This is a genomic window from Selenomonas timonae, assembly GCF_014250475.1.
GTDB lineage: Bacteria > Bacillota > Negativicutes > Selenomonadales > Selenomonadaceae > Centipeda > Centipeda timonae.
Window position 1 is genome coordinate 2,207,830 of the sequence record NZ_CP060204.1, and the last position, 16,092, is coordinate 2,223,921.

Annotated in this window: 15 protein-coding genes; all 15 read right to left on the bottom strand. The window is 56.0% G+C overall.

Features of this window, described 5'->3' with window-relative positions:
- Nucleotides 1–138 precede the first annotated feature (138 nt).
- Nucleotides 139–1,149 (bottom strand): radical SAM/SPASM domain-containing protein, encoded by a 1,011-nt coding sequence (locus tag H1B31_RS10655; protein WP_185980298.1) that lies wholly within the window; start codon nucleotides 1,147–1,149, stop codon nucleotides 139–141.
- Nucleotides 1,146–2,165, bottom strand: coding sequence for a radical SAM/SPASM domain-containing protein (locus tag H1B31_RS10660; protein ID WP_185980299.1), 1,020 nt, complete (start codon nucleotides 2,163–2,165; stop codon nucleotides 1,146–1,148). The genes H1B31_RS10655 and H1B31_RS10660 overlap by 4 nt, the downstream gene beginning before the upstream one ends.
- 9 nt (nucleotides 2,166–2,174) lie before the next feature.
- Nucleotides 2,175–3,203 carry a radical SAM/SPASM domain-containing protein gene (locus H1B31_RS10665; protein ID WP_185980300.1) on the bottom strand — a complete coding sequence of 343 codons (1,029 nt, stop codon included), beginning with the start codon at nucleotides 3,201–3,203 and terminating at the stop codon, nucleotides 2,175–2,177.
- 39 nt (nucleotides 3,204–3,242) lie between these two features.
- A complete protein-coding gene (locus H1B31_RS10670) occupies nucleotides 3,243–4,394 on the bottom strand; it encodes an FkbM family methyltransferase (RefSeq protein WP_185980301.1) in 1,152 nt (383 codons plus the stop codon).
- The gene (locus tag H1B31_RS10675; protein ID WP_185980302.1) at nucleotides 4,391–5,950 is read right to left on the bottom strand and encodes a glycosyltransferase; all 1,560 of its coding nucleotides are present in this window, start codon (nucleotides 5,948–5,950) and stop codon (nucleotides 4,391–4,393) included. Before H1B31_RS10675 ends, H1B31_RS10670 begins: the two co-directional genes overlap by 4 nt.
- A gap of 19 nt (nucleotides 5,951–5,969) precedes the next feature.
- On the bottom strand, nucleotides 5,970–7,844 hold the full coding sequence (locus tag H1B31_RS10680) for a glycosyltransferase family 2 protein (RefSeq protein ID WP_185980303.1): 1,875 nt from the start codon (nucleotides 7,842–7,844) through the stop codon (nucleotides 5,970–5,972).
- 137 nt (nucleotides 7,845–7,981) lie between these two features.
- The gene (gene ftsH / locus H1B31_RS10685) at nucleotides 7,982–9,976 is read right to left on the bottom strand and encodes an ATP-dependent zinc metalloprotease FtsH (protein ID WP_009656212.1); all 1,995 of its coding nucleotides are present in this window, start codon (nucleotides 9,974–9,976) and stop codon (nucleotides 7,982–7,984) included.
- Nucleotides 9,977–9,993: 17 nt separating this feature from the next.
- Nucleotides 9,994–10,539, bottom strand: coding sequence for a hypoxanthine phosphoribosyltransferase (hpt, locus tag H1B31_RS10690; protein ID WP_185980304.1), 546 nt, complete (start codon nucleotides 10,537–10,539; stop codon nucleotides 9,994–9,996).
- A complete protein-coding gene (gene tilS, locus H1B31_RS10695) occupies nucleotides 10,536–11,927 on the bottom strand; it encodes a tRNA lysidine(34) synthetase TilS (RefSeq protein WP_226372108.1) in 1,392 nt (463 codons plus the stop codon). Before tilS ends, hpt begins: the two co-directional genes overlap by 4 nt.
- A 118-nt stretch (nucleotides 11,928–12,045) precedes the next feature.
- Entirely contained in the window at nucleotides 12,046–12,492 is a 447-nt protein-coding gene (locus tag H1B31_RS10700) for a S1 domain-containing RNA-binding protein (protein WP_009441829.1), read from the bottom strand.
- A 144-nt stretch (nucleotides 12,493–12,636) separates the two neighbouring features.
- Nucleotides 12,637–12,897, bottom strand: a complete 261-nt coding sequence (locus tag H1B31_RS10705; RefSeq protein WP_009656206.1) for an FtsB family cell division protein — start codon at nucleotides 12,895–12,897, stop codon at nucleotides 12,637–12,639.
- A gap of 16 nt (nucleotides 12,898–12,913) precedes the next feature.
- The gene (locus tag H1B31_RS10710; protein ID WP_185980307.1) at nucleotides 12,914–14,071 is read right to left on the bottom strand and encodes an MGDG synthase family glycosyltransferase; all 1,158 of its coding nucleotides are present in this window, start codon (nucleotides 14,069–14,071) and stop codon (nucleotides 12,914–12,916) included.
- Nucleotides 14,072–14,134: 63 nt separating this feature from the next.
- On the bottom strand, nucleotides 14,135–14,911 hold the full coding sequence (locus H1B31_RS10715; RefSeq protein ID WP_185980308.1) for an SDR family NAD(P)-dependent oxidoreductase: 777 nt from the start codon (nucleotides 14,909–14,911) through the stop codon (nucleotides 14,135–14,137).
- A gap of 65 nt (nucleotides 14,912–14,976) precedes the next feature.
- Nucleotides 14,977–15,249, bottom strand: a complete 273-nt coding sequence (locus H1B31_RS10720) for an HU family DNA-binding protein (protein ID WP_009441833.1) — start codon at nucleotides 15,247–15,249, stop codon at nucleotides 14,977–14,979.
- Nucleotides 15,250–15,393: 144 nt separating this feature from the next.
- The gene (locus H1B31_RS10725) at nucleotides 15,394–16,089 is read right to left on the bottom strand and encodes an SAM-dependent methyltransferase (RefSeq protein ID WP_185980309.1); all 696 of its coding nucleotides are present in this window, start codon (nucleotides 16,087–16,089) and stop codon (nucleotides 15,394–15,396) included.
- Nucleotides 16,090–16,092 lie beyond the last annotated feature (3 nt).

The following is a 16,092-nucleotide window of genomic DNA, read 5'->3' on the forward strand; positions in this document are numbered from 1 at the left end:
AAATAATTCCATGCCCTACTGGCAAAAAGTGGTGAAACACATGTATATTTCTTGGTATCTGTCGAAGAGGGCGGCGCCATATTGTCACATTTACCCGACATTCCGTCAATTCTTTTCGTTCCCATCAATGTTATCTCCCTATCTTATCACGCCGCGCTGCAAGAGTTCTGCGGCATTGCCGTCGAGGATATCCTCCTCAAACATGGCGTATTGGTACTGTCTGCACTTGGCGCAGACTTCGTATTTATCCTTGTTGAATGTGAGCTGTGCCCGGCGGAATGCCTCGGTCTTTTTACCCTGCCAAATGGCGCGCATGGACTCCTTCGCAAGATCACCGAGGATATACGGTGTCTCCATCGAGCAGCACGGCACAATCATGCCGTCAGGGTTCAGCTGCATCATGTAGAAGGGCTGCGGGCAGACGGCGGCGCTCCCAACAGCCGCACCGTTCTGCGTCACCTCTGCCGCACCGCCGAGTTGATCGTAGTCGATCTGCGGCACGGCGGGGATCAGATGCTCCACGGCGATGAAATCCGAGATGTCGCCGAAGATCTCCAAAAAGCGCTCCTCCTCGCCCTCTTTCAGCGCGCAGTCGATGATCTTCACATAGATCCGCGTCGCACCGCGATGCTCATAGAAGAACTGAATGCGTTCGACCAGCTCCCGAAAGACGCCGCTGCGGCTCGTATGCGCATACGCCGCATCGTCTATCCCCTGTATCGAGATGCGTATTCTGCCGAGCCGCGCGTCGATGAGCGCACGCGAAAGATCCTCCGTGAGGGCAAGCCCGTTCGTCACGATGTCGATCGTATCGGCAACGCCATGCTCCGCTGCATAGGCAACCATATCCGCAATGCGTGGATGCAGCAGCGGTTCGCCTGTCCCCGCAAAGCGCAGCATCTTCAGCGGTTGCGGGAACTCGGTCAAGCCGTCAATACACTTTTCATAGAGATCATAATCAAGCATAACCTTGCCCGCAACAAAGCCGCGCTCCGATGGAGGGACGGAGTGAATGCAGTAGGCACAGGCGAGGTTGCATCCGTACACGGGAAAGATCTGTACGGAGAAAGGCGTCGCGAGCGGCAGTACATCGGCGAGCGGCGTGCGCTTTCCGCCCGGCGTCTGCCCGTCGATGCGCTGCGCCCTCATCTCCGTAACTCCTCAATGCGTGCGAGGATCGCATCCGCATCGTCGTCGAGATGATCCTCAGGATGTGCGACATCGTTCGCCGCGCAGCAGATCGCGCAGCGTTTGTTCTCGCTGCGCCGTCCCTCAAGCTGCATCCGCCAGAATTCGTGCATCTGCTCACTGTGCCACATATCGAGAATCCGTCCATTGTGCACATTGCCGAGTACGATGGGCTTATAGATCGTATCACACGGCTCAACGTCGCCGTTTGGAAACACCCCGAGCATATAGAATGCGAGCGGACAGACCTGATAGATGCGATCGGTCTTGATGCCGTTGCGGTCAGTCTCAATCACCATGTCCTTCGTCATCTCCACGCCGTCGTAAGCGGGCAGCATGTGCTCGATATACATGCGGTCCGTGCAGTCGGCAAAGAGTTCGTAGAACTTTTCATCCTCCCCCTCGTCCAAGGCAACATCCATCACCTTGAGGAAGAGGTTCGTCGTCTTCTTATGGGCATAGAAATAGCGGATGTTCTCGACAAACTCATCAAAGTCCACCTTTGCACGGCAAATCTCCGCATATTTCTGCGAGGAAAGTCCCTGCAGCGAGACGCGCAGCGTATCCAGCCCTGCATCAATGAGTGCGTCGGCGAGCGCGGGACGGAGCATGGAGGCATTCGAGATGATCTCGATGCGCTCGGCAACATCCTGCCCCTTCGCAATGCGTACCATGTCCGCAATGTGCGGGTTGAGCAGCGGTTCCCCCTGTCCCGTGAGCGAAAGCATCTTGAGCCGCTGTGGGAACTCTGCAAGCTGCTCGATGGTCTTTTCGTACGTCTCCATCGTCATGTGCTCTGGCGTGAAGTCATACTGCTTTTTCATCTCGGCAAAGCCAAGCGAATGCCCGCAGTAGGCACATTTGAAATTACAGAACGTCGTTGGAAAGACGAACGCACTGTACGGGGTCGCAAGTGGAAGGACGGAGGCGAGCTGGACGCGTTCCGTTCCGTAGATCGGCTTTATTTCGGATGCCATAGTCCCTCCCTAGTCTGCAAAGAGCGGCAGCAGACGCTCCGCATCATCGTCCAGCTGCTCCATCGGGTTGTTGATTGCATTGAAGCAAGTGCATGTCGCGCAATCCGGAATTTGATCCTTTTCCTTCTTGAGCATCTTGCGCAGGAATCCCCTGCGGCGGCTGCCGTTCCAAATCTCCGTGAGCGTATGCTCCTTCGCGTTGCCCATAGAGAGGTTCTTGCCCAGCCCCGGCACGGGACAGGGGAAGATGTCGCCCTCACAGCCGATCTGCATGAAATAGAAAGACTGGGCGCAAACTTTGCGGTTCACATCAAGTTCTTCACCGTAGAAATTTTTTGAACCATCGACGATCTCGCGGAGTCCGTCCATCTGCTGCTGCATGACGACGAGGTGTTCGATGTAGATGCGATCGGCAAAGGGGCTGAAGATCTCGAAGAACTTTTCTTCGTTCTCCTTTGTCCCCAGTGTCGCGTCGATTGCCTTGATGTAAATCTGGACGTTCCCCTTGTGCTCGTAGAGGTATTTCAGATTCTCGAGATAGCGTTCAAAGTCGATGCGGATGCCGCACGTCTCCTCATACCCCGCCGCATCAAGCCCCTGCACAGAGATATTGATGTTCGTGATGCCCGCCTCAACGAGCGCTCGACTCTTCTCAGGCGTCAGCAGCAGGCCGTTCGTGATGACCTCGACGCGCCCTGCAATCTGCGCCTCCACCACCATGCGCACGTACTCCGGCAGACGCGGGTTCATCAGCGGCTCGCCAAGTCCCGAGAAGACGATGCGCTTGACGCCGTCCTGCGGAAATTCCTTGAGTTCGCGGATGATCTTCTCGAAGAAGCTCTCGTCCATATGCTGCATACGATGTCCGAGGGCACGGAATTCGCCGCCCTCCTCGTCACGAGTGGAGTGAATGCAGTAGAAGCATTTGAAATTGCAGTATTTCGTCTGCTCGATATAGACGGTGAAGGGGCTTGCAAGAGGGATGATCTCCGCGAGCTTTTTTCTCTTTGTATCGTAGTTTGGCTTGATCTCTGCCATTGCTCTTTGCTCTCCTAACGGCGTTCCTTCGCCAGAGGGTCAGGGAACGGCATACACGACCGTTTCCAGTCCCATGAATTGATAGTTGCGGATGTAGAGGCGGTAGCCCTCATAGAGTTCCCTGATCTGCAGGGGAATCTCCCACAGATGTGAAATATCGTGATAGACGCAGATCGCGAGCTGCGGATGATATGCTTGAACCAGCTCCCGTGCCCCTCTGAGCGCACGCGGCTCCATACCCTCGATGTCCATCTTGATCATCGTCGGCGCAAAGCCACGCAGCACGGCGTCGAGCGGTGCGCAGGGGAGTACCGCCGTGCCCGTCGGGTCTGCCTTTGCCGCAGAGCGTCCGTCCGAGACCTCCATAAAATGCAGCTGCTCATAGCAATCCGATGCCCCGAGCGGCAGAATATGTGCCTCGTGAATTCCCTGCTGCGCGACGATATAGGTCTGAATCCCTGCGCAGAGATCCCCCTGCGGCTCGAGCGCCGCATACGCCTCGATCTCTCTGCCGCTCCCGAGGATGCTGCGCAGGGTATCGCCGTCGTAGGCACCGCAGTCAATCAGGCGACGGTAGTCCATCTCCTCCGGCACATCCGCCGCGAGATACTGCCCCTCGATGGGCAGCGGCTGCGGGAAGCGCGTGACATCGTGCGCGTGATAGCCGGACAATGCGGCGAGAAGGAAATCGCGCTCCTCCTCAGTCGAAAACAGTTCATATGCCGCGCGTATCTTCTCTGCATCGCGCGGCAGATTGATGGGGTCGTACGAGCCGATAAACATATGCGAGAGGAAGCTACGGCTCTTGATTGCCTGCCAGTCAATCTCATGTAGAGCGTAGATATGCCGAAAACCGATTCCCGCAAGGGAGCGGCGTATGGCTCTGTCCTGCATCCGACCAAAGAGTCCCGCAAGGATTACAACGCTGTCCTTGCAGTGTGGAGCCAGCTCCGGCGCATCCGGTGCATAGACCGGTGCGGACGTGCTACATCGCGCAGCATTCCGGTCGATAAAGCCATGCGGCTCGATGCCGTTACCGACAAGGCACGCATAGAGTTTCTTCCCAAGATTCCCCGCCCCGTAGAGGAGCAGCGGCTGTGCCTGAAAAGCAGAAAATCCATGCCGCGCGGGTGTCTCATGGAGGGATGTAAAAAACTGTTCGAGTTTATGCAGATCCGCAGGCGATTTCATACGCTCTTCCTCAATACAACGGCATACTGGGTCATCAGCGCGTCAAAGCGCTCCTCCGAGAATATTTCACGCACATAGGAATTGTTCCGGTATTCCTCCATCGCTCTCAGCTGTGCAAAGAAATTTTCTCTCAGATCATACACCTCTTCCATATAGGGATATATATCCATAACATAAGGCAGCATTGCAAGTTTCTCTGTCAATCCTGACAATCCCTGCGCAAGCGCCTGTGGCTCACTCTGCATGGCATTGGCAACTGCTTGCAGATCATATGGGATGTCATAATTGCGTGCCTTAAAAACCAATGTGCCATGCTCTGCCAAATGCGCTGCAGCAGCCTGAATCACGGAAAAGGGATCCTCATAGCGATCCACATATTCTCCGATGATAATATAGTCATACCGTTCATTACCAATCTTATCAGACAGTCTGTCAATATCTCCGCAGAGAACTCCATCATCACAAAATGACGATAAATCTTGCCAATACTTCGGATCGGTGGTATATGCCGTCAACCGCGTACTCCCAAAGCCGTCACTACGCAAAGTATTCCGTATCTCGAGAAGCGGTGTTCCGCAGCGCACATCAATACCAAGAGCGCGAACATTCTCCTTCATTGCTATTTTTTCAAAAAGGACTCTTTGCAAAAACACTTCGAAGTTGATAACATCATCCCAAGCATCTATTCCATTATATTTCAATCGAAACAGAATACGCCCCTTCTCAATATTCATAGCATATTGTTTTGGGTCTGCCCTACCAATGCTGCTTCCTTCATGATGGACGAATACATCACCGCACAGAACAATTCGATATCCCAGCCGTCGATAGGTAAATGAGACATCATCATCCGCAAAATCGTAGACAAAGGCATAGTCGGCTTCGTAACATTCGCGCAGAGAGGTGCGAATCACGCACACAGTTGGGATCAGGCGCAGGCGGTCATGCCACTTTCGCGGGTCGGATACATTAAAAGCCGCTGCTTTCTCCTGCATATCTGCAAAGTTGGAATATCCCAAGTCAACACTCTGCTTATTTGTCACATTGTCCGACATGGGCACAACAAATCCGATACGCTCATCCGACTCCATACAGATAAGCATATTCTTCAACCAATTCTTTGTTACAAGAATATCATTCGGCAGACCTACAAAATATTTTCCGCGCAGAAAGCGACCCTGCGTCGCATACTTCGCCGCGCTGTAGGCATAAAACGCCCCGATGTTCTTCGTGATTCGATAAATGCGTTTACGTGGATGCGGAATACTTTGAAAGAACTCGAACGTCCCATCTGTAGAGCCATTATCCACTAAGATCAGCTCATAGTCAATCCCCGATGTATACCGCAGAAGCGCAGCAATCGCAGGCTTCGTATAATCCTCCAGATGATTGAACGCCTGAAAGTAGATGCTCACGAGAGGATCATCCACTGCTGCAACACTAGCGACACTCTTCTCGCGGTTCGCATAGGGATCCAATACATCGCCATATACGATCGGCTCTTTTTCATCCGAATGGATAACCGTGATATCTTCCTTCTGCAATCTTGTTATCATACCATATCTCCGTATTTTATCATATAGGCTGTTGCGTAATGCAGACAGCAATTTCATCTCCCGTGAGAAGTCGCTGAACGCGCGTTTTCTCATCATCCTCGACGTGGAGAAGCTGCCCCGTCATTTCGGCAAAATCTTCTAGGCCCTCGAAGATATGCCCCACTCTCATATATCCCACACGTACAAAGGACGGAGAGAACTGCGTCTCCAACGCTTCGACGAGGTGCGGCGTCGGAAGTATGCGCTGTCCTTCGAGAGAGATGATCACAGGGCGGGCGAGATATGGAAGCTCATTCGTCAGACTCTCCATCGTATGCGTAAAGCTGTTGAAATTGTGCCATGTGGCATAGAGAAAGCCGCGTGCGCGCAAATGTCTGTGACAGATCTGAAAGAAAGGAATGATATGGGATATATCAAGGTTGTTCAGCGGCGCGCCAACGATGATCATATCATAACTCTCGTTCAGCTCCTCCTCAAGACAGTCAATCGAGGACAGGCAGCGCACATTGTCCGCCATATGCTGTGCGTCCACTAGGTAGCGCACATCCGTCACGATGACGTCAATGATGGACTCCTGCCGCCGTTGACGGAGATGATTGCGGACGGCGAGCACTCCCTCGCCGAAGAGCGGCTCGATGATGAGAACGCGCTCCACTGATCGAACATCGTGCAGACCCTTTAGAAATTCACCTAGAAAAGGCAAGTGTCCGCGCGATTCCCACGGATCGACCGTCCATTTGCTGCGGAAGACGGGGCGCATGGATACGATGCTCTTATATTTGCCGCGCTTCGTGCGAACCTCGTTCAACGTCATCCCGCCGAAATGATGAACAAAGGTATCCTTTGCAAGGATTTGACGAAATCCAGAGCGACGCAGCATTGCCGAGAAGTCATCATCCTCAAAGTCACACATAACATAGCGATAATCCGCACGGATCTCAGGCACGTCGAAAAGATTTGGCACAACGCTCACGAATGGCATGAGAACTGCTCTCTCCTCCCAGAGGAGAGAGTTCGATACATTGTAATGCGCAGCAAACTGCTCCATCTCCCCCATCGCCTCAAAGGTATTCTCATAGTCCACAGGAATGCCCTGATAGTTGGCAATACAGCCTGCGTTGCAAGTCGGAACGACCCAGAACACATCCTGCTCCGCCGCATGAACGGCAAGGAGATTCTCGAGCCAATGAGGTGTCGCAACGGCATCGTTCGAGAAATAGACGACGTATTCCCCCTCGACAATGTGGCGTGCAATGCCCCAGCCGAGATGATTGTAGACATTGTGTTTCAGATTGATCTTCTTCTCGTGCGGCAGGCTGTTGAAATACTCCTCCGTCTCATCAGACGAGCCATCGTTGATCGTGATGAGCTCGATATCCCCGCGCAAAAAGTCCGTATGACGGAAGAGGCTCTCGATGGCACAGCGCGAAAACTCCACCTTGTTATAGGCAGGTACGATGATCGAGATGCGATATTTGAAATCTGTTCGGCGCGGGCGTTTGCGTGCCGCCTCAAATGCCGCAAGTGTCTGCGCCAGATACTCCTCTTCTCGCTCAGGGTGGCGCAGTATGTTATATTCCAGATCAAGCTGATAGTGCAGGTCGAGAAAGAGCGGTCGTACTTCGTAGGAGAAGTACGACCGTGCCTCTTCTGACGTTTCAGCCGCCAGTGCCTTCTCGGCAGAATGCGCTGCATTCAATGCATAGCGACGACATTTTTCGATCAGAGTGCCTTCCTCTCCCGCCAGATACTCTGCGACAGAATCCATTGCCGCTGCAAAATCCGTCAAGACCTGCTGTGCAGGTACCGTCAGCACACCATTTTCATGCAGGACAGCGCCGACATAGTCGACCGCTTCCTGCGCCGCCTCCATGATCTCTTCATACCACTGCATAGTCTTCCTCTTTTCGCACCCCTGCAATCACATCCATACGATAATGTATCCCTTATATTATCGTCAAAATCTCACATTTCCTAAAGAAAAGGCGCTGCCGCATTCTCATTCATGCAGCAACGCCTCCGTCATTGTTTCTATTTATTCCACTGCGTCACATTGAATTTCGGCTCTGTGCTCGGAACGGGCGCAGGACGCTCCTCGGCGGCGCGCTCTGCTTCCTCGCTCGTCTGCGTAGAGTCGTCGATCACGACATCAACGGGAATCATCGCAGGTTTGCCGGTATCATCCGTATCGTCGTCATCCTTGCTCTTATCGCTGATCTCCCCCTTCGTCATCAGCTCCTCGAGCTCGCTTGCATTCAACGTCTCACGCTCGAGCAGTGCGTTCGCAATCAAATCGAGCTTCTCGCGGTTCTCCGTGATGATGACGCGGCACGCTTCGTACGCCTCTTCGATGTAACGGCGCACCTCGCGGTCGATCTCGCCCGCGACCTCCTCGGAATAGTTACGGTCGCGGTTGAAGTCACGCCCGAGGAAGACCTGATGGTTCTCCTCACCGTAGGCGATGGGGCCAATGGTATCGCTCATGCCGTACTGCATAATCATGCTGCGGATGATCTGCGTCGCCTGCTGGATGTCGCTCGATGCACCCGTACTGATCTCACCGAGCACGACCTCCTCTGCAACACGCCCGCCGAGCGCGACCTTGATGCGGTCGAACAGCTCCGAACGCGTGCGGTAGGAGCGATCCTCCTTCGGCAGGGAGAGCATATAGCCGCCCGCACGCCCGCGCGGAATGATTGTGACCTTGTGCACGGGATCGGCGTGCTCGAGCAGCAGACCGACAAGGGTGTGACCGCCCTCATGGTATGCCGTGAGTCGCTTCTCCTCGTCCGTCATGACGTGGGATTTGCGCTCGGGGCCTGCCAGCACGCGCTCGATCGCCTCCTCCATCTCCGCCATGTAGATCTTCTTCTTGTCGCGGCGCGCAGCAAGGAGCGCCGCCTCGTTCACGAGGTTGCTGAGATCCGCGCCCGTAAAACCGGGCGTACGGCGCGCAAGCACGTCCAGATTCACATCATCCGCGATTGGCTTGCCCTTCGTATGCACCTTGAGGATCGCCTCGCGCCCGCGCACGTCGGGCTTGTCCACGACGATCTGGCGGTCGAAGCGACCGGGGCGCAGGAGCGCGGGGTCAAGCACATCGGGGCGGTTCGTCGCCGCGATGATGATGATGCCCTCGTTCGATGCGAAGCCATCCATCTCGACGAGCAGCTGGTTCAGCGTCTGCTCGCGCTCGTCATGTCCACCGCCGAGCCCTGCCCCGCGCTGACGACCGACGGCGTCGATCTCGTCGATGAAGACAATACACGGCGCGGCTTTCTTTGCCTGCTCGAAGAGATCGCGCACGCGTGAAGCACCGACGCCGACGAACATCTCGACGAAGTCGGAGCCGCTGATTGTGAAGAACTGCACGCCCGCCTCGCCGGCAACCGCCTTTGCGAGGAGGGTCTTACCCGTGCCCGGAGGGCCGAAGAGCAGGACGCCCTTCGGGATGCGCGCACCGAGGTCGTTGAATTTTTCGGGGGTCTTAAGGAATTCCACGACCTCCTCAAGCTCCTGCTTCGCCTCGTCCGCACCCGCGACATCGGCAAACGTCACCTTTTTCTTGTCGCTCACCATGAGCCGCACGCGCGACTTGCCGAAGTTCATCATGCGGCCGCCGCCCATCTGTGACTGCTGCATAATGAAGAACCAGAAACCGATGAGAATCGCAATCGGGATGAGTGAGGTGAGCATCGTCTGCCACCACGGCGGCTCGGGCGGATTCTCCGCTGAGATATTGATCCCCTTGTCCGAAAGGCGCTTGTAGAGATCCTGATCGCTGTTCGGTGCATCGGGCGCAATCGTCGTGAACTCTGTCCCGTCCGTCAGCGTGCCGCGGATGTTGTTCTGTACGATGACGACCTTGTCGACCTCGCCCGACTGCACCTTTGCGTTAAAGTCGCTGTATCCGAGCGCCGTCGCCTGCGGTGCCTGATGGCTGCCCGACATATAGTCGGCGACCGTCCAGACAACGAAGAACATGAGCGCGTAAAAAGCAAGATTTCGCAATATCGACTGATTCAATTTCTACCTCCTCCGGTTTATTCGTAGACGGAACGCTTGAGCACCCCAATGTAGGGCAGATTCCGATATTTCTCCGCATAGTCAAGGCCATAGCCCACGAGGAATTCATCCGGCACCTCGTGGCCGAGGTAGTCGATCTCCACGGGCGCGACGCGGCGCGAGGGCTTCGAGAGGAACGCACAGATCTTGATGCTCTTCGGATGGCGCCCCTGGAGCATCTGCTTCAGATAGTGCATGGTCGTACCCGAGTCGATGATATCCTCAATGATGATGACGTGCTTGCCCTCGATGGAGAAATCGAGATCCTTCAGGATCTTGACCTGCCCGCTCGAGACCGTCGCGTCTCCATAGCTCGACACAAGCATAAAGTCAAAGGCAACGGGATGATCGATGGCGCGCACGAGATCGGTGAAGAAGACCGCAGCCCCCTTCAGGATGCCGACACAGTAGACCGTCTCCGGTGCATCGCGGTAGTCCCGCGCAATCTCCGCGCCGAGTTCCTGCACGCGCGTGCGAATATCATCCTCGGAAAAACAAATACGCTCGATGTCGCTGCTCATCATTTGGCTACCGTCTCCTTCACATATGAAATACACAAAATATCATGGGTGGATTCCGTCACGGGCGCAAGCGTGCTGCGCCGTCCGCCCTCAATCCAGAAAATCTCATGTGTATCCGCAAGCGCAATGAGCGGCATCGTATCCCTCTCCTCACGCGGAATCTTGTCATCAATCAGGATTTCCTTGAGCTTCTTTCGCCCGACGGGAAGCTGCATATAGTCGCCCTCCCGCCGCGTCCTGAGGACGAGCGGAGGAAGTGCCATGCGATCTGCATAGACCGCTTCGCGCGCCTCCATCCTGCGCCAATCATCCGCTGTCATGCGGTTCAGACACCTGATATGAAACTCCATGCCCTGAAAATTCATTATAGCATATTCGCGGGTGAAAGGAAGCAAAATTTCACGATTTTCTAAAGCATCTTTGTGTGCGGGCAGACGGCAAAGCGCAAGCACGCCATAGCGGCTGTATGCATGCCATCCCCCCTGCATCTCAGCATGTGCCGTGCCCTCGGCAGTGAGGAGCGCGCGCAGCCGCTCCTCATGGAGATAGGAAAAATCCTGCGCCGCCTGCGTTTCTGCCGCCCAGAAGAGGCGCAGCACACGCCGCTGCAAGGCGGGATGAAGTGCGCGCAGTACCTCGATAGAAAGCCCACCTTCGCAGCGCGCCCGACTGTATTCCGCGCGCGCAAGTGCGGCGAGCAAATCGTCCTCCTCCGCCGCAAGGGCAGAGAGTCGCGTGAGCGCATCCCCCACGGCGGGGTTATACTGCGCGCGAAGCGCGGGCAGGAGTTCATGACGTATGCGATTACGCCACACATCCAAGGCATCATTTGTCGCATCGTGACGCGGCAACAGCCCACGCTCTTCCGCATACGCCTCGATTGCGGCGCGCGTGAGGGAGAGAAGCGGGCGCAAATGCAGCCCGTCAAAGACGCGCATCGCCGCGAGCCCCGCAGGCCCCGTCCCGCGCAGGATGCGCAGGAGTACGGTCTCTGCGAGATCGTCCGCATGATGCGCGAGCACAATCGCATCCGCATCATGCTCCTTGGCTGCGCGATGCAGGAAGTCATAGCGGCAGATGCGCGCCGCCATCTCAATCGAGATCTTATGCGTGCGCGCATAGGCAGGCACGGCACCCGACTCACATACGAACGGAAGCGCACGCGCCGCACAGAATTCCTTGACAAAGCGCGCATCCGCACGGGACGCCGCACCGCGAATGCCATGTTCATAGTGGGCGGCAATGACACGCGCACCGCCCGCGCTGTGCAGACGCTCCAACGCATCCAGCAGGGCAAGCGAGTCCGTTCCGCCCGAGCATGCAACAAGCAGCGTACGCGCCGCATTGAAAAAATCATGTGCGCGCAGAATACCTTCGAGATTTTTCAGCAAGATATGCTCCCGATATAAAAAAGGGCACTCCAAACGGAGTGCCCTTTTCCCTCTTCTATGACTGTATGCTGCTGCAGAAGAGCGCACACATTCCATCCAATATCAGCACATCCCTGTCTCAGCCACGGCGCGATCCGCGTCCGCCGCGCTTGGAATCCGTCTTGCGGCGCAGATCGGTCAGCCGTTCATCACTGTCCTTCAGGAAGCGCGACAGCTTGTCCTCGAAGGAAGGAGAGCCGATCTGCCGCGAGGCAGCCGTGCGCCGCATATCACGTGGGGGGCGCGGCGGACGTGCAGGAGCTGCAGACGGCTGTGCCGGGGCTGCCGCCTTATCCTGAAGCGCCTTGATCGATAGTCCGATCTTGCCGCGGTCGTCCACGGTGAGCACCTTGACCTTGACCGTATCGCGTTCTCTGAGGAAATCGTGCACATCATTCACATAGACATCGGCAACCTCTGAGATGTGGATCAGTCCCGTCTTTCCCTCGGGGAGCTCGACAAAGGCGCCAAAATTCGTGATGCCCGTCACGACGCCCTCTACTACACTGCCAACTTCGATGGCCAATACAACTCTTCCCTTCAACTACAAACCGTCGGGGTCGTCCCCCATATTTATTTGACCCGTTTATTATACAGGGCAAATACATCCTGTGTCAAGAAATTCAGGTGCGCATCGGAGCCATTGTACGGCGTTTTCACAGATATGGAGTCAATTGTTGTTGGAACGCTTTCCTGGCGCATAGGGAAGCTCCCCCGCCCCCGTCATGCCCAGCTCTTCACGCGCCAGCTTCTCAATATAGGGGAGTTCGCCCAGACGCTCCTTCTCAGCGCGCAGACGGTCATTCTCTTCCTGCGCCGCCGTGAGGCGCTCCGTTGCAAGACGCTGATCCTCATACACATGGGAGAGGTAGAATCCCTGTGATACGATCATCGAGCCAAAATAGGCCAGAATGAGAAGGAGTGCGATCATAAACCAGCGCGGTCTCCTATGCGTCCTTCTCCTTGCCATGCGTATGCCCCCTCTTCCTTGTCAGCATTTCCATCAGAATCTTGGCCACGCGCTGTGCTGCATCCTCACATGCACAGTCACCTGCCGCCCGCCGCATCTCCGAAATCCGATGCGCAAGGATCTCCTCCACCGCAGGCGCCATGCGCTCCCCTGGGTGCAGCCATACGGCGGCTCCACGCCGCGTCGCATAGACGGCGTTCTCTGTCTCAGGACCTGGAATCGGATCGTGCAGGAGGAGCGGCAGCCCCGCTGCAAATGCCTCACTAATCGTGAGACCTCCAGGCTTCGTGATAAGGAGGTCTGCCGCCCGCATGAGCACAGGCACCTCATCGGTATAGGCAAAGACGCGGATCACATGCCGCGATGTCTCAGCCACACGACGCGCATGTGCCTCGAGCACCTCATTGTGCCCCGCAGCAACGAGGATGGCAAGCCGTCGCTCAAGCGTCTCAAGTGCCACAAGCGTGCGATCCATGCCGCCGAGTCCGAGTCCTCCGCCCATGAGAAGAACGGTCGGCAGTCCTCCATGCAGGCCTACCCGCTCCTGTGCCTCCATCTGTCTCAGCGCATAATCCGCCCGCGCAATCGGTATGCCGCTCGCCTCTACCGTGCGAGGAGCAAATCCTCGCTCTGCCATCTCCGCCGCCATCGCCTCCGTTGCGACAAAGTACTGATCTACGCCGCGCACAAGCCAGATTGCATGCAGCGCATAGTCCGTCAGGAGTGCCGCCAATGCGTAGGAGCCTCCATATCGCGTGCGCCAGAGCGCCGCAGCCCCCTCGGGAAAGGGATGCGTCGCGATGACGAGATCCGGCTCATAACGCCGCACGATCCGTCCCATCGTGCGCACCATCACCTGCGCAAATGCGCCGCGCACAATACCGCCGCTCGCCTTCTTTCCCGCAATGCGGAAGAACACATCATAGAGATCCGGGACGAAGCGCAGCATCGTGAGATAGATGCGCTTCATGAGGTAGTGAATTGTGGAAACTTCACGCGCCATAAAATCGACAACATCCACCTGTATAGCATCTGCCTGCGGGTGCGCCGCGAGCGCTGCACGGATTGCCTCGGCTGCGCGCGTGTGTCCGGACCCGATGGACGCTGTCAGGATGAGAATACGGGCACGCTCCATCCTCCACCTCCTCACAGAACCACGATTATTGTATCACAATTTTCAACGATGGACAAAATTTTTTTACGCTGTGAGACCACCGTCGACACAGTAAACGCTCCCCGTCACCCAACCTGCTGCGGGTGAGGCGAGAAATGCGATTACAGCAGCGGCTTCGCAGGGCGTTCCGATGCGTCCGAGCGGATAGACTGACGCCATCTCCCGCAGTTGCTCCTCACGGGCACGCTGCGATGAGAGCTGACGCTCCGTGAGCGGCGTCAGGATATCGGCAGGAGCAACGGCATTCACGCGCACCTGATCGCCTGCAAGGTCGAGCGCAAGTGAGCGTGTAAAGGCGATGACCGCCCCTTTCGTCGCCGCATATGCCGCGCAGAAATAATTCCCGTGCAGTCCCGCATCCGAGGCTACATTCACGATATTGCCCAGCGTGCTCCGCAGATGCGGCAGCGTCGCCTGCGTCAGATGGAATGTCCCCTTGACATTCGTCGCAATCAAGTCATCTAGGGTCTCCTCCGTGAGATCATCCAGCGCACCTTCTACGTAGATCCCGGCAGAGTTCACGAGGATATCGATGTCGCCAAACACGTGCACTGTCTCCTCTGCCGCACGATGGCAGTCCTCCGTGCGGCGCACATCAGAGCGCGTAAATTGCGCCCGCTCCCCCGCCGAAAGCTGTGCAAGCGCCGTCTGACCACGCGCCGCATCGCGCCCCACGAGCATGACCGATGCCCCGCCCGCAAGAAAGATCTCTGCCGCAGCCAGCCCGATGCCCGAGGTGCCGCCCGAGATCAGTGCCGTTTTTCCCACGAAGGCATCCCGTGTAAAAATATTCTGTTCCATATCCGTCCGATCAAAAGAAAAACCGGACTCCCAACGGAAGTCCGGTCTCACGTTCAAGAGAAAACTTAGTTCACAGAATCCTTCAGAGCCTTGCCAGCCTTGAACACAGGCGTCTTCGAGGCCGGAATGTTGATCTCCTTGCCCGTCCGAGGGTTGCGCCCCTTGCGTGCCTTACGATCCTTCACCTCGAAGGTACCGAAGCCGATCAGCTGAATCCTGTCACCCTCGGAAAGCGCATTCTTGACTGCCTCAAAAACGGCGTTGACCGCCTTCTCTGCGTCCTTCTTCGTCAGACCTGCCTGCTCTGCTACGTTTGCGACCAATTCCTGCTTGTTCAAAGTAGCATCCTCCTTTAGATATTTTCCATTTTCCTAGCGACCACAAGGGGTCGCGCTGTCATGAGAGAATTTAACAGAATTACTTCGAAAAATCAAGGGGAAAATCAAAAAAAACCGCTTTTTTCCCTAAAAATACACGTTTTTTTATCCATTTTCCCAAAAACCAGGGGTGTATGGAATAAAAAGTGTGGTCAGATGATCAATATCTTCCTGCCAATCAAGTTCAAAAAGTGGGATGCGCTGCACGCGCTCATCGGGCAGTGCAAGATGATGAAGATAGATGACCTCCTGCGTATCTGGGAAGTGCTCCATCAGGAGGATCTTCAGATCAGACGCCAGCTCACGTGAATAGAGCTGTGTGATGATGAGATTCTGTGCAGGTGGCGCAGCAACAGCCTCCTCATCCATCGCATCCACAATGGAGAGCCCGTTCACGGGATCGAGCTCGAGTGCAGCAAAAAGCGGCTCCAAAAAGCTCATCGCAGGCAGGATCTCGAGAGGCACCCCCGCCTCCATCGTGCGCTCGCGCAGAAGCTGTACCGTGCGCTCAGCGACAAAGGGGCTGCCTGGAACGAGATAGAGCACATCCATCGTGCGTGCACGCGCCATCAAATCATCCACAATTGACGCGTACAGTTCATCAAAATCGTCGGCTTCCTCGTAGAGATGGTCATACGTCTCGTAAGAAATCCCCGCTGCATCGAGCACTTCCACCGTCGGATGAATGCGCGTGCGCAGGATAATGTGCTGCGCCGCCTCGATGCGCGCCCATGTCGCGCGCGTGATAAGCCCCGCATCCCCGGGACCAAGTCCCGCCACTGTCAGTTTATATTCTGCCATATC

Bases quoted from the DNA above. Each gene is read 5' to 3' on its own strand.
- H1B31_RS10675 (WP_185980302.1), bottom strand. From the start codon at position 5,950: ATGATAACAAGATTGCAGAAGGAAGATATCACGGTTATCCATTCGGAT.
- H1B31_RS10660 (WP_185980299.1), bottom strand. From the start codon at position 2,165: ATGGCATCCGAAATAAAGCCGATCTACGGAACGGAACGCGTCCAGCTC.
- H1B31_RS10725 (WP_185980309.1), bottom strand. From the start codon at position 16,089: ATGGCAGAATATAAACTGACAGTGGCGGGACTTGGTCCCGGGGATGCG.
- H1B31_RS10705 (WP_009656206.1), bottom strand. From the start codon at position 12,897: ATGATCGCACTCCTTCTCATTCTGGCCTATTTTGGCTCGATGATCGTA.
- H1B31_RS10655 (WP_185980298.1), bottom strand. From the start codon at position 1,149: ATGAGGGCGCAGCGCATCGACGGGCAGACGCCGGGCGGAAAGCGCACG.
- H1B31_RS10715 (WP_185980308.1), bottom strand. From the start codon at position 14,911: ATGGAACAGAATATTTTTACACGGGATGCCTTCGTGGGAAAAACGGCA.
- hpt (WP_185980304.1), bottom strand. From the start codon at position 10,539: ATGATGAGCAGCGACATCGAGCGTATTTGTTTTTCCGAGGATGATATT.
- H1B31_RS10665 (WP_185980300.1), bottom strand. From the start codon at position 3,203: ATGGCAGAGATCAAGCCAAACTACGATACAAAGAGAAAAAAGCTCGCG.
- H1B31_RS10670 (WP_185980301.1), bottom strand. From the start codon at position 4,394: ATGAAATCGCCTGCGGATCTGCATAAACTCGAACAGTTTTTTACATCC.
- H1B31_RS10680 (WP_185980303.1), bottom strand. From the start codon at position 7,844: ATGCAGTGGTATGAAGAGATCATGGAGGCGGCGCAGGAAGCGGTCGAC.
- H1B31_RS10710 (WP_185980307.1), bottom strand. From the start codon at position 14,071: ATGGAGCGTGCCCGTATTCTCATCCTGACAGCGTCCATCGGGTCCGGA.